This is a genomic window from Sporobacter termitidis DSM 10068, assembly GCF_900130065.1.
Taxonomy (GTDB): domain Bacteria; phylum Bacillota; class Clostridia; order Oscillospirales; family Oscillospiraceae; genus Sporobacter; species Sporobacter termitidis.
The window spans coordinates 1-12,612 of record NZ_FQXV01000021.1; the positions used below are offsets into that span (position 1 = coordinate 1).

At 55.9% G+C, this 12,612-nt stretch carries 13 protein-coding genes; 6 read left to right on the forward strand and 7 right to left on the reverse strand.

The features are described from left to right. From BUB60_RS18530 to BUB60_RS19595, 3 genes are all read right to left on the reverse strand, one after another. Positions 1-234, reverse strand: a 234-nt coding sequence (locus tag BUB60_RS18530; RefSeq protein WP_143162417.1) for a transposase, incomplete at its 3' end; no start/stop codon positions are given. Positions 235-679: 445 nt separating this feature from the next. After that, positions 680-1,519: a nitroreductase family protein gene (locus tag BUB60_RS18535; protein ID WP_073082923.1), complete on the reverse strand. Its 840-nt coding sequence runs from the start codon at positions 1,517-1,519 to the stop codon at positions 680-682. A 97-nt stretch (positions 1,520-1,616) separates the two neighbouring features. Then, positions 1,617-2,264 carry a DUF4190 domain-containing protein gene (locus BUB60_RS19595; RefSeq protein WP_143162418.1) on the reverse strand — a complete coding sequence of 216 codons (648 nt, stop codon included), beginning with the start codon at positions 2,262-2,264 and terminating at the stop codon, positions 1,617-1,619. A gap of 306 nt (positions 2,265-2,570) precedes the next feature. Between BUB60_RS19595 and BUB60_RS18545 the strand changes: the two genes are divergently transcribed. From BUB60_RS18545 to BUB60_RS18565, 5 genes are all read left to right on the forward strand, one after another. Next, positions 2,571-3,368, forward strand: coding sequence for a DUF975 family protein (locus BUB60_RS18545; protein WP_073082927.1), 798 nt, complete (start codon positions 2,571-2,573; stop codon positions 3,366-3,368). 22 nt (positions 3,369-3,390) lie between these two features. After that, positions 3,391-3,681 (forward strand): putative quinol monooxygenase, encoded by a 291-nt coding sequence (locus BUB60_RS18550; RefSeq protein WP_073082930.1) that lies wholly within the window; start codon positions 3,391-3,393, stop codon positions 3,679-3,681. Between the two features lie 37 nt (positions 3,682-3,718). After that, a complete protein-coding gene (locus BUB60_RS18555) occupies positions 3,719-4,009 on the forward strand; it encodes a putative quinol monooxygenase (RefSeq protein WP_073082934.1) in 291 nt (96 codons plus the stop codon). A 256-nt stretch (positions 4,010-4,265) separates the two neighbouring features. Continuing rightward, positions 4,266-4,910 carry a SafA/ExsA family spore coat assembly protein gene (safA, locus tag BUB60_RS18560; RefSeq protein ID WP_200796654.1) on the forward strand — a complete coding sequence of 215 codons (645 nt, stop codon included), beginning with the start codon at positions 4,266-4,268 and terminating at the stop codon, positions 4,908-4,910. A gap of 213 nt (positions 4,911-5,123) precedes the next feature. Then, positions 5,124-6,050, forward strand: a complete 927-nt coding sequence (locus tag BUB60_RS18565; RefSeq protein WP_073082937.1) for a response regulator — start codon at positions 5,124-5,126, stop codon at positions 6,048-6,050. 49 nt (positions 6,051-6,099) lie between these two features. Here BUB60_RS18565 and BUB60_RS20710 read toward each other — a convergent pair whose 3' ends face one another. The 3 genes from BUB60_RS20710 to BUB60_RS18580 form a co-directional block, all read right to left on the reverse strand. Next, positions 6,100-7,884, reverse strand: coding sequence for a DNA alkylation repair protein (locus BUB60_RS20710; protein ID WP_242941239.1), 1,785 nt, complete (start codon positions 7,882-7,884; stop codon positions 6,100-6,102). A 216-nt stretch (positions 7,885-8,100) separates the two neighbouring features. Further along, entirely contained in the window at positions 8,101-8,778 is a 678-nt protein-coding gene (locus tag BUB60_RS18575) for a Bax inhibitor-1/YccA family protein (protein WP_073082940.1), read from the reverse strand. Between the two features lie 80 nt (positions 8,779-8,858). Next, complete coding sequence (locus tag BUB60_RS18580; protein WP_073082944.1) at positions 8,859-10,115, reverse strand: Nramp family divalent metal transporter; 1,257 nt, start codon at positions 10,113-10,115, stop codon at positions 8,859-8,861. A 192-nt stretch (positions 10,116-10,307) separates the two neighbouring features. Here BUB60_RS18580 and BUB60_RS18585 point away from each other — a divergent pair, with 192 nt between their 5' ends. Continuing rightward, positions 10,308-11,846, forward strand: a complete 1,539-nt coding sequence (locus tag BUB60_RS18585) for a hypothetical protein (RefSeq protein WP_073082947.1) — start codon at positions 10,308-10,310, stop codon at positions 11,844-11,846. A gap of 77 nt (positions 11,847-11,923) precedes the next feature. Here BUB60_RS18585 and BUB60_RS18590 read toward each other — a convergent pair whose 3' ends face one another. Next, positions 11,924-12,529 carry a zinc dependent phospholipase C family protein gene (locus BUB60_RS18590; protein WP_073082950.1) on the reverse strand — a complete coding sequence of 202 codons (606 nt, stop codon included), beginning with the start codon at positions 12,527-12,529 and terminating at the stop codon, positions 11,924-11,926. Between the last annotated feature and the right edge of the window lie 83 nt (positions 12,530-12,612).

The following is a 12,612-nucleotide window of genomic DNA, read 5'->3' on the forward strand; positions in this document are numbered from 1 at the left end:
CTCTTCCTCTAGCTCTCGGATACGTCTCTGTGCTTTCGCCAAATCCTCTTCGTCAGGCTTCATATGGCCTGTTCCAGGAAAGGCGTTTTCCGGATCGGTTTTGTACTGTTCCGCCCATTTATATATTGTGTTGGAATGCAGGCCCAGCTCCGCCGCCAGGCTCCGCGCCGTCCTATGGCCGTCCAGAAACGATTGCGCTATTTCTTTCTTGAATTCTGCATCGAATTTCTTCATGTTGGACACCTCTTTTGTCTGATATTATATCAGCCATTTCTCGTGTCCGCATGAGCCAGTACGGCGCAGATTATCAATCGCCCGCCGTTCCCCTTTCCCCGGCTCCCTCAGACGAGGGAGCTGTCGCCCGCAGGCGACTGAAGGAGGGAGCTTTGTCGGCGCGGCACCAGAGCCCCCCTCATCCGGCGCTGTGAGCCACCTTCCCCCAAGGGGAAGGCTTGGATTCCCGCCTTCGCGGGAATGATAACGCAGGCCCCGGGGCGTAGCCCCGCAAGACCCCGGGGCGTAGCCCGCGGGGCCCTGGGGCGCAGCCCCACGGGGGTATGGGGCGCAGCCCCACGGGGGTATGGGGCGCAGCCCCACGGGGGTATGGGGCGCAGCCCCACGGGGGTCATAGGGGGCGTCAGCCCCCTATACCTCTATTGGGCGGGTGGGTGGGCAATTTTCAATCGAAGACCCACGTGAATTTATAGATCACGTTTTCCGGCGTTTTCAGGCCGGGGTCGGCGCTGAGGTCAAAGTGTCCGGCGCGGCCTTTTTCGAGGGCGGCCAGGTGGAAGTGGCAAGCGGCGATACCCATGTCGATGCCCTGCATGTCAAAATTGAAGCTGCCGCTGTAGCCGGGGATTTTGTGCTCATAGAAATGGAACGCATTGCCGGCCCTGACGACCCGCCAGGGCTGCTTGTTGGATGCGGACGGCCCCAGGCGCACCATCTCGAGGAGGAGGGCGTCATCGCCGGCGGCGGCCTCGGTCAGCGGCTTTGCAAAATCACCGTTGAAGAAAAGCGTCTCCCACGGCTTGCGCGAATCCGCCCGGACAAAGCCCCGGACCATGGTCTCCCGAAAGCTCTTTCTCTCAAAATACCCGATCGGGGAAATGGCGGGAAAAAGCGCGTCCCCGGCGCTGTCCAGCGCTTTTCTGAACTCCTCCCTGTTGAACGAGCCGCCCAGCCAGCAGGTGCCCAGGCGCAGCGTTGTGAGGTACAGAATAAGCTGCTCGAACGCGTAGCCCAGCGCCTCGACGGCAAACGGCGTGTTGTCGACGGAGGACGCGATGAAAACAGACGCGCCTCTGATCATCCCGTACGTGCCCAGCTTGGCGCCGTTCGGCTCGAGCTCCTTCTCGATAATCCGGAAGGACGGCTTGGCGGGGAACGGATTCGTCAGCGTTTCCATATACCGGACGATCTGGTCCTTAACATCCTGGGTAATCGGCGTCTTTTCGTACGTCCGCACCGAGCGGCGGCGCCTGACGACAGCTTCCAGCGGTTCGGAAAATATCATGATTCAAGCCTCCAACATTTAAGTTGTCCTTTTCTTCCATTTTAATGCCGGCAATTTAAAAAGCAAGCCGTTTTCAGGCTTGCTTTTAAATATTTTGTTATACGCCGTAGGCCGGGCCATACTGCGAGTAGAAGCTCACGGCCGTCAGGGTTGAGACAAGGAAGGCGGCAAAGACGATAACAGCGATCACAAGGCCGACGATGGAACAGATCATGCCGGCTGTTGCCTGGCCGCGCCCCTGCTCGGGCGGCAGCTCCTTCCGCGCGCCGTTGCCGAGAATCAATCCGATGATGCCGCACGGCAGTGAGACGACCGACAGCACGCTCATAAAGGCAAAAACGAGCGAAACGATGCCCAGCACCAGCGAGGCCGTCGCCTTTCCGCTGCCGGGGACGCGCCCATAGTAATTCTGGTACGGATTGTAGCCATACTGCGCGTACGGATTCTGCGGCGCATACGGCTGTTGGGACGGGTAACCGTACGGCGGGCGCTGCTGATACGGATTCTGCGGTGGGCGCGGTCCCGGCGCGGTATACGGCTCTTCAGGCGCCGCCGGCCGATGCTGATAATGCCTCTGGGGCGGATAGGGCGGCTGCGGCGGGTTTTCACCCGGTATCGCCTCCGGCTTTTGCGGCGTATTCCGGCCCTCGTCCGCTGCCGGTTCTCCGTCCGGCGGCTGCTGCTCCGGGATGCGCGGCGCGCCGTCGTCCTGACCGTCCGGCACCGGATTATGATAATCGTCCATCGGCATAGCTCCTTCTCAACCGGATGCTGCTCCGGCGCATACAAGTCGCGTCAAGTGTCTTTATACTAGCAGGTTTGCCGGTTTGCGTCAACAATCAGGCGGCTCCTGTTTTTTCCGTTTTTCCTTTTATGAAACAGAAAACGCAAGGGCCAAGGAAATATTACCATACGCCGGCATCGTTTGCAAGGACGGAGACGCGCGCCCCACCGGCCGTTTTTTCGACTTTATCTTGCAAAAACGCGCGGACCGGAATAAAATAAAGGACACTGCATATATCAAAAGAAGACAGGTAGGTGGGATGAACCGATGTGGACTAGAGCTGAGCTCAAGGAGAACGCGAAGGTCGTTCTGAAAGGAAGTTACTGGGAAGGCGTCGCCGTTATACTGATTATCTGGGCCATATCGGTCGCCGCCGGCCTTTTGGGTTTCGTTATTCCCTTCGGCGGGGTCGCGTCGGTGCTTTTTCTGTCGCTGCCGCTGAGCGTCGGGATGAATTTTTTCTTTATGCAATGCCAGATCGCGCCGCCGCGGATCGGGAACATTTTTTATCCGTTCGAGGGCGGGCGCTATCTGAAGATCGTCGGCGCGATGGCCTGGATGTACCTTTTCATCTTTCTTTGGACGCTTATCGCGGAAGCCGGCCTTATCATCGTTCTGGCCAAATGGATGTCAACGATGGTCACCTTCGGAGCGGACCGGTTTTATATGTACGACTATCTCGAAAACCTGCAATTCGACAGCAGCTGGATCCCCGTGCTGATCCCCAGCGGCGCCATCTATATCGCGGGAATGATCATCGTCTGCGTCAAGTCGCTGTCGTACAGCATGACCGCCTTTATCCTGACGGACAATCCCGATATCGGCTACGGCCGGGCCCTGAAGCTCAGCATGGCCATGACGTACGGGCAAAAATGGCGGATATTTGTGCTGTACCTGTCGTTTATCGGCTGGGCGCTGCTGGCAGTCCTCACACTCGGCATCGGGCTTCTCTTTCTGACGCCGTATATCACGGCCACCACGGCGCAGCTTTACGTGAGGCTGCGGGACAACGCCATCAACAACGGCCTCGCCACGCCCCAGGAGCTGAATGTCTATCTGAAATAATAACGAGAGGAACGGTGGGCACATGATCAAGGTCGTCGCGCACAATTTTGTCAGGGACGGATGCCTCAGCGAGTTCCTGGCCGTCGTCAAAACCCTGGTGGAAGAGACAAACAGCCTGGACCCCGGCTGCCTCAGCTACGCCATGTATCAGGACCTGTCCGACCCGTTGCGCGTGACGTGCATCGAGGAATGGGCCAGCGAGGAGACGATGAACAGCCATCTGAAATCGGCGCATTTCCGGAAATCCGTCGAAGACCTCCTGCCCTATTGCGCCAAACCGACGGAAGCCTCGCTTTATAAAAAGCTCTTTTAAATACATATATTGAAAAATTGATATAAGAGGTGCCATCATGATTAAAGTCGTTGCCAAGCAGTATATCAAGGACGGCAGTCTGGAGGAATTCCTGCCCGTCGCCAAAGCGCTCGTGGAAGAAACCAACAAGAAGGACGAGGGCTGCCTGAAGTACGAAATGTATCAGGATTTATCCGATCCGCTCGTCGTCACGGTCATCGAGGAGTGGGAAAGCCAGGAGGTCCTTGACAAGCATATGAAGGCAAAGCACTTCACCGACGCCATGCCGAAAATCGGCGCCCTGTGCGAAAAATCGGCAGACATCAACATCTACAAAAAGCTTTTCTGATCCGGTTTCGGCCGGCGGCCCGCTGCATTGACGGCGGGCCGCTTTTTTTATCGCCGGAAAACGGGCGCCGTGCCAAGGTATGACGGCATTTCAATAAATCTTCCATGCTTTAAAAATGATATATGCAGATAATAAGAAAGGATGCAATGAGACTATCTCATCTGCAGCGCTTATCACAGAAAATGCAGCTTGTCATTTTTCCGGCGGAAGTGGCGGGCGTCCTTCATCAATCTTCGCCGGAGATAGGATATCAAACATGAAATTTCCGAAAATACGAAAATTCATCGTCCTGATGCTGACGCTGGCGCTGTTTGTCCTGCCGACGGGCGCCTTTGCGGCAAGCGGGACATACACGGTCGTCTCAGGCGACACCATGTGGAAAATTGCCGTCAAATATCAAATCGGCGTCAGCGAGCTGAAGCAAGCCAACCCCCAGATCAAAAACTATGACATGATCTATGTCGGGCAAAAGGTCAACATTCCCAGCATCGACAATGTCAAAACACTTGAGCAGCAAGTCATTAACCTGGTCAACAAGGAGCGGGCCGCCCGTGGCCTGACGCAGCTCACGGCGAACTGGGAGCTCTGCCGTGTTGCACGATACAAGTCCCAGGATATGATCAACAAGCACTATTTCGACCATACGTCGCCCACGTACGGTTCGCCGTTCCAGATGATGGAGTCCTTCGGCTTCAGGTTCTCGGCCGCCGGTGAAAATATCGCTTACGGCCAGACATCGCCTAACCAGGTCATGTACGACACTAAAGCCGGATGGATGAACTCGCCCGGCCACCGCGCCAACATCCTCAGCGCTAGCTACACCCAGATCGGCGTCGGCGTCGCCAAGGCGGCCAACGGCACGTATTACTGGACCCAGGAGTTCATCAAGCCCCTGAAATAATTTTGATGACTCGATATGTTATAAAAAGCATACCGCGGCTGAAATTCAGCCGCGGTATGCTTTTTATCATGCTTTACTTCAGAGGCTCATATCGCCTATAATGAGAATATATGATAAAAAATGAGATATTTTACTTTTTTCTCATATTTATATATATTTTTTTCATATTCATTCGATAAATATTGAGGTTGGCAGAAAAAGGGGATGCACTTATTGGCCAAAAAGAAGATACTTATTGTTGACGACAGCGATTTTTACGCCAAGCTCATCGAAACAGCGCTGACGCAGGGCGGGTACGAGGTCGTCCGGGCTGCCTGCGGCGAGGATGGGCTGCGCCTTGTCCGCGAGGAAAAGCCGGATCTGGTGCTGCTCGACATTGTCATGCCGGGCATCAACGGCTTTGAGGTGTGCCGGATTCTGCGCGCCTCGGAGCGCAACAACCTGATGCCGATCATCATGCTCACCAGCCGGAGCAGCCACGAGGACATGCTGACAGGGCTTGAGCTCGGCGCCGACGACTATATTTTCAAGCCGTTTGACAACAGGGAGCTGCTGTCCCGGGTGAGAAACACGCTGCGGCGGATTGACAGGAACAGAAACGCCAACCCGCTCACCGGCCTGCAGGGAAACCTGGAGATTCAGCGGGAGCTGGACTACAGGATCGAAAGGAAACTGCCGTTTGCCGCGATCTACGCCGACCTGGATAATTTCAAGGCATACAACGATGTGTATGGATTTTTAAAGGGCGACATCGCCATCAAGCTGACCGCCGATATTCTGTGCGACGCGGCGAAACGGTGCTGCGGCAGCTTTGTCGGGCACATCGGCGGGGACGACTTTATCATGATCGTCGCGCCGGGGCATGCCGACGCGATCTGCAAAAGCATCATCGCGGCGTTCGACGCGCGCGTCAGGGACCTTTACTCCCCGGAAGACCTGGCGCGGGGCCATATCGTCACCACCGACCGGCTGGGAGAAACGGTGTTTTTCCCGATCCAGACCATATCGCTGGCCGTCGTCACAAGCGAGAACAGGACGTTCACAACGCATCTGGAGGTCTCCGATATCGCGGCCGAGCTCAAAAAAACGGCGAAGGCCGAGCGCGGGAGCATTTATATCAGGGATGCCCGCGGAAAATAAAGGCCGGGAAAACGGACCGACACCGCCTCCCCGACCTTTTACCTGCCTGTTACAAATATTTGCCGGCTTCCTTGACGCTCAACGGGCTCAGCGCGTCCTTATGCGCATCGACAAACTGCCGGACCCACGCCTTGTCCGTTTTGGAATACTCCCGGAGAGACCAGCCGATGGCCTTGTTGACGAAGAATTCCTTTGTCCCCAGATTGGCCAGGATGGCCCGGCTCAAAACCGCCGTATCCGTCTTTTCCCCGTACCGGAGCTGAAAGTCGATGGAAATCCTCTTGAGCCAGATATTATCGCTTTCGATCCACCTGGCAATGACCTTCTCTTTGACCCCGGGATACCGGAGGCACACGTCCCCGACGAGCGCGTCGATCGTATCGACGGTGTCCCACCAGGACTTTGTGACGGTCAGCTCTTCCAGGGCAGCCATATCATCCGGGGTCAGCAGCTTTTTCACCGCGTCCAGATACAAGAGCGCAAGATACTGAAATTCCCGCTCGGGCAATCCGTAGCATTTCCGCACGAATCCCCAGTCGATCGTGCTTTCCTTCTTTTTTTTCTTTAAAAATTCCTTTGACAGCGCTTTCAGCTCCGGCGATTTTACGCCCAGATACGGGAACAGGTTTTTCATATACGCCGCCATCGGGCCGGCGTTTTCTTTATTTTCGGCGGCGTAAAGGGCCGCGATGATGTCCGAGGCCTCGCCGTCCCGGTCAGGCTCTTCGCCCGGGGCTTCGGGGCCCACATAGCGGAATCCCAGATAGTCGAGAATCGACACCAGCACGTCAAGGGACCGTTTGGCGTCCTCGGGCGTCGAGTCCACCGCGACGTTTTCATTGGCCAGAATCAGTTCGCACGCTTCCTTGAATTCGCCGGCCAGGGGTATGAAAACCGGCTCTGACGAGTCTACGTCGATCTCATTTTTGACGATATAGTCGTTGACAATTCTCGAAAACTCTTCTCTGGCGTGCTCGCTGAGCTCGCTGCTTTGGGGATTGGCCTGGATATAATCATCGGCAAACCGCTTCATCTCGGCGTGCTTTGAATTGACGATGCCGCTGTGAATATTCAGGAAAACCGACAGTATGCCAAACTGCGCGGCCAGCTTGTTGGTCCTGAGCCCCCTGACCCCGTCGGACAGCGTGTAAACGCGGCCCTTGTCCAGATACGTCAGGCAATACCCGATCCAGACCAGCAGGAGCATATAGGGAAATTTGAATGTAAAATTCTCGGGAGTAAACGGCCCGTCGTCCTCGACACGTATTTTATTGGCCAGCTCAAGGACGCGGGCTTTATCAACGCTTTGAACGGAATCGGCCCGCAGAACCTTTAAAAAGTCCCGGGCGATAACGCAGTAGACGGAATTGGCATAGGGCAGAAATCTCATGCCAGGCAGCATCAGCGAGGAGAAATCATAATTTGCGCCGTTGAAATCCCGCTGAAGCAGAGCGGTCTCGGCGGGGCCCGCAAGCTCCCGCAAATGGATTTTGCACGGCTTTGACCTGATGATATACTCATGCCACGCGCCCTCGTCGTCGTCAACGCGCAGCGATTTAAAAAACGGCTTGACGGCGATAAACAGATCGAAAATCCTAAAATACTCCGCCGTATTCTCCGGGTTGTTCCACTTGCAGAAGCCGGCAATCCTTCTGTTTTTAAAATGGAACAGCAGCGGTTCGCTCATGCCCTCCAGGAATTCCACATAGAGGGAGTCTTCCTCTTCCACGATCCTGCAGTTGACGGCTTTCAATTGCAGGCGAATGGCGGCGAACAGCTCTTCAACGCCGCTGTCATCCTTCAGTGTGCCTTTATAATAGATCGTACTGCTCATCTTTTTCTCCACTTGCACGCCGGCGCACCGGCTTGACGTTCCGGTCGCGCCGGCTGATGAATTTATTGAGTCGCGCTATTCTATTCTTTTCAGATTCGGCACCGAAATACAGCCCCGTGCGCAATCACCCAAAGTCAACATTTCCCGGGACGCGCGAAAGCTTACGGACAAGCAGCAAAGGCGGGAGTTTGCTCCCGCCTTTGCTACAGATTTATGTTATCTTCTTCTGCCGAAAATACGGAGCAGGTTAAGAAACAGGTTGATGAGGTCGAGATAGAGCCGCAGGGCGCCCATGATGGCGATCTTCTCGTACATTTCGGGCGTCAGGCTCGTGGAGTGATACATCTGCTTTAAATACTGCATGTCGTACGCCGTGAGCCCGGAGAAGACCAGGACGCTCACGAAGCTGATGACGTACATGAGCGTTGAGCTGCCGATGAAGATATTTACCAGCGACACGATGATGATGCCGAACAGGGACATGAGGAAAAAACGCCCCATCGCCGACAGGTCGGTCTTCGTCACGTAGCCCAGGGCGCCCATGACCAGGAAGAGCCCGGCCGCGGCGAAGAACACCGTAAAGATCGATTCCAGGGCGTACACCCAAAAGATGAGCGAGAGCGTCACGCCGTTGACCAGCGAGAAAACGACCAGGCCCACATAGGCCGCGCCGACGCTCATCGTCATGATCCGCCGCGACAGGAAGGCCACGAGGATGACCTCCAGGATCGCCAGGATAAAGAGCCCGCCGGTGTTGTACATGACGGCGTTGATAAACGGCGGATAGCTGGCGACGCCGTAGGCCACGAGCGCCGTCAGCACCAGCGCCCAGGTCATATTGAAAAACACACGGGAGAAAAATGTGCGTTCCTTATACTGCGTATCGGGATACATACAAACCACCCTTTCATTCACAGTCCTATGCTATAACATTATTCTTTTTGGACGAAACATTTATCACAAATTTGTTAATTTTACAGCCCGAATATCGTGCTGGCCAGCAGCCAGAGGTTCAGGGCCGTGACGATAACGGCGAAGGTCCAGAGCAGTATCTTGTCCGTCACGGAATTGGCATACTTGCCCATGACCTTTTTTGACGACGTCAGGTAGATCTGGGTGAAGATCGTGATGGGCAGCTGGATGCTCAGCAGCATCTGCGAGTAGACGAGCCCGTCGAAGGGCGACCGGATGAAGAAGATGATAACGACCGCCGGGACCATCGTGAGCAGGACGCCGATTTTGCTGTGGACGTCCTTGATGTCGTACGGCTCGCCGAACATGCCGGCAAAGATGCTACCGCCCGCCATACCGGCCGTGAGGCTGGAGGAGATGCCCGCGAACAGGAGCGCCACGGCGAAAACGGCGGCGGCGCCGCCGCCCAGCAGCGGCTGCAGCATCGTTTGCGCCTGGGCCAGATCGTTCACCGGCATGGACTTTACAAAAAAGGTCGTCGCGGCCATGAGGATCATGGCGCTGTTGATCGCCCAGCCGATGATCATGGACAGGAGCGTGTCGGCAAACTCGTACTTGAGCTGGCGCCGGATGATGAGCTCGTCCTCCAGGTTCCACTGCCGGGACTGGATGATCTCGCTGTGCAGAAACAGGTTGTGCGGCATGACGACGGCGCCCAGCACGCTCATGATCACAGGCATCGCGCCGGGCGGAAACGCGGGCGTCACCCAGCCGGCGGCCGCGGCGCGCCAGTCCACATGCACGATCAGCATTTCATATAAAAACGACAGGCCGATGAGCGATACGAACCCGATGATGATCTTCTCGATCTTTTTGTATGAATTCGTAAACTGCAGGAATAATACGACCGCCAGGACCATCACTGCCCCGAGCTTCAGCGGGATTTTAAACAGCATATTGAGCGCGATGGCCCCGCCCAGGAGCTCCGCCAGCGCCGTCGACACGGACGCCAGGAGCGCCGAGGTGAGAATGGCGTTTTTGAGCCACGGCCTGATGTTTTCCGTGGCGGCCTCGGACAGGCATTTGCCGGTGACGATGCCGAGATGCGCCGCGTTGTGCTGCAGGACGATCAGCATGACGGTCGACAGCGTGACCATCCACAAGAGCGCATATCCGTAATCGGCGCCCGCCGCGATATTGGAGGCCCAGTTGCCCGGGTCGATAAAACCGACGGTCACCAAAAGCCCCGGTCCGATATACCGGAGAAAGCTGAGCGCCTTAGCGTTCGGCGCGTGTTTTTTCAGTAAATTGAATTTCATAGCTCTTCCTGCAACAACAGAGTTTTGGAAACACGGCGCAGACGGGGCCGGGCCCCCATATTTTGTATTATATTATCAGGGCAAAATAGATTTCAAGCTTTTTTGCGCGGAGGACGGGGCGATTTGCGGCCGAAAGTCGAATATTGACTTTTTTGAAAGCGGATGTAAGATAGCAGGTAAGGCGGTGTTCCAATGAATCAGGGCGGCTTGCTATACAGCCTGAAATCAGCCGGATTGAAGCAGAAGAAGAATCTCCTTCTGCTTATTTACTGCGTCCTTGTTTCCGCGGTGTTTCTCGGCTTGTGCTCCAAATCGTCCTTCCTCTACCCGTTTAACGACTGGGGGGACGCCAACTGCTTTTTTACGGTCGGCAAGTCCATGCTGAACGGGAAGGTGCTGTACCGGGACATCTACGACCAGAAGGGCCCGCTGCTGTACCTGCTCCACGGCCTGGCCTGGCTGGTCTCCCATGAATCCTTTTTCGGCGTTTACCTCCTGGAGGTCGTTTTCTTCTCGGGGTTTTTGTGGGTGTCGGCCAAGACGGTCCGGCTGCTTCTGCCGGAGAGCGCCGTGTATATCCTCCTGCCGGTCCTCTCGGCGCTCATCCTGTCCTCCGCCGCCTTCAGTCACGGCGACAGCGCGGAGGAGCTCTCCCTGCCGCTTGTGGCGGCGGCTCTTTACACGATGGTGCGGTACTATAAATCCGGCTATCCGGAGGACCTCTCGTATAAAACGGTGCTTTTGAACGGCGTTTTCGCCGGCTGCGTCCTCTCGATCAAGTTCAATCTGGCCGGCTTTCATATCGCCTGGCTCGTTTCCATCCTGCTGGCCCTGCTGATAAAGAAAAAGCTCCGCAGGGCGCTGATGACCTTTCTCGTTTTCCTGGGCGGGGCCGCCCTCGTCCTGCTGCCCTGGCTTTTATACTTTGGGCTGAACCATGCCCTGCGCGACTTTTACAACAGTTATGTTTTCAATAATATCTTTCTGTATTCAAAGATCACGGACCTTACGTGGCTGGACCACATCTTTGGCCGGATATTCAACATTCTGGTAGCCTTTCTGGAGAATCTCCAATTCTCCATTTTGATCGTGATCGGTCTGGCGGCGGTTCTGATCACCCACGATTACGGCAGGTCCGTCGTCGGGCGGCTGAGCCTCGTGCTCGGCTTTGTCTGCCTGCTGGCCGGCATTTTCGCCGGCGACGTGGCGTATCAGTATTACCCGCTCATTCTCGGCGCCTTTTCCCTGCTCGGGCTGATTGCCGTCCTCGACCTTATTTATCCCCTGCTGCCGAAGCGGCCGCTGAGGGCCCCGCTCAGAAGCCTGATCGTGCTGGCCTTTCTCGGCGCGGCGCTGGCCTTTTCCTGGGCGCGGAGCTCCAACGTTTATCTGCTGGGGGAGCGTCGGGAGGATATGGCGCAGTACAAGTTCCGCGACATTATCAGGCAGACCGACAACCCGACGCTGCTCAATTACGGGTTTCTCGACTTCGGCGAGTACACCGTCTGCGGCATCGTGCCCACGAGCAAATACTTTTGCGGCCTGAATATCCAGCTGCCGGATATTCAGAAGACCCAGGACGAATTCATCGCCGACAAAAAGGTCGATTATGTGATCACCCGCAATTACACGCCGGCCTTCATCCTCCTGAATTACGCGGTCGTGTCACAGCAGCAGCAGTATTTCGAAGGCAAAACCGACACGTACTACCTGCTGGAACGGCTGCCCTGAAACAAAATGAACGCCGGGACACACGTCCGGCGTTTTTGTTTATCCTGCCATGGGATTCTTGACAACAAAGACCTCGATCAGCCCTTGGCCGGCTCGGTGATGAGCTGGCCCACGGACGGCTTTTTCATCACGACGGAATTGCCGGCGATGGCGGTGACAGCCTCAACGCAGGCGCGCAGCGTGAAAGCGATGTCATTGTCGAAGGATGGCTCTCTTTTCAGGTACAGCTCCTGCAGGGCCGTGAAACCGCCCTGAATGGCGCCGGCGTCCCGTTTGTCCGTGCTGCCGCCGAAGTCGACGCCGTCCAGCGCGGGCATAATATCACGAATATGGCGGTGCAGCGCCAGCTCGTACCGGACGTGCGCGTAGGAGCCGCCTTCAAAGTCCGGCGTGTGCGCAAAGCAGAAGAAGTCGGCGTAGAAGTGGCAGAGGATGCCCAGGCGCCTGGAGTAATTCACGCCGAAGCACGGGCTTTCCTGCTTGAAATCCGAGAGCCTTGTGATCTCATTTTTCAGATAGCGGGCCCAGTATTCCCTCTCGTGCGGCACCTTCTTATAGGCCGGGCGGAAATCCGGGAGCAGATTGCCGTACGTAAAGTTTCCCGGGCAGAGCTCGATGCCGTGATGCTCTCTTATGTACCGGTGCAGGAAGCTTGCGACCATGATATGTGAAAAAGAATTCATTGAAATACCCTACTGTCAATTAATAATCCTTTTGCAGTATAACATAAAAATCGGAAATTGTAATAGAAAAGTATTGGATTTAC

What these genes read in the sequence shown, in the direction of transcription:
- BUB60_RS18535 (WP_073082923.1), bottom strand. Translation starts at nt 1,519, where the DNA reads ATGATATTTTCCGAACCGCTGGAAGCTGTCGTCAGGCGCCGCCGCTCG.
- BUB60_RS19595 (WP_143162418.1), bottom strand. Translation starts at nt 2,264, where the DNA reads ATGGACGATTATCATAATCCGGTGCCGGACGGTCAGGACGACGGCGCG.
- BUB60_RS18545 (WP_073082927.1), top strand. Translation starts at nt 2,571, where the DNA reads ATGTGGACTAGAGCTGAGCTCAAGGAGAACGCGAAGGTCGTTCTGAAA.
- BUB60_RS18550 (WP_073082930.1), top strand. Translation starts at nt 3,391, where the DNA reads ATGATCAAGGTCGTCGCGCACAATTTTGTCAGGGACGGATGCCTCAGC.
- BUB60_RS18555 (WP_073082934.1), top strand. Translation starts at nt 3,719, where the DNA reads ATGATTAAAGTCGTTGCCAAGCAGTATATCAAGGACGGCAGTCTGGAG.
- safA (WP_200796654.1), top strand. Translation starts at nt 4,266, where the DNA reads ATGAAATTTCCGAAAATACGAAAATTCATCGTCCTGATGCTGACGCTG.
- BUB60_RS20710 (WP_242941239.1), bottom strand. Translation starts at nt 7,884, where the DNA reads ATGAGCAGTACGATCTATTATAAAGGCACACTGAAGGATGACAGCGGC.
- BUB60_RS18575 (WP_073082940.1), bottom strand. Translation starts at nt 8,778, where the DNA reads ATGTATCCCGATACGCAGTATAAGGAACGCACATTTTTCTCCCGTGTG.
- BUB60_RS18580 (WP_073082944.1), bottom strand. Translation starts at nt 10,115, where the DNA reads ATGAAATTCAATTTACTGAAAAAACACGCGCCGAACGCTAAGGCGCTC.
- BUB60_RS18585 (WP_073082947.1), top strand. Translation starts at nt 10,308, where the DNA reads ATGAATCAGGGCGGCTTGCTATACAGCCTGAAATCAGCCGGATTGAAG.
- BUB60_RS18590 (WP_073082950.1), bottom strand. Translation starts at nt 12,529, where the DNA reads ATGAATTCTTTTTCACATATCATGGTCGCAAGCTTCCTGCACCGGTAC.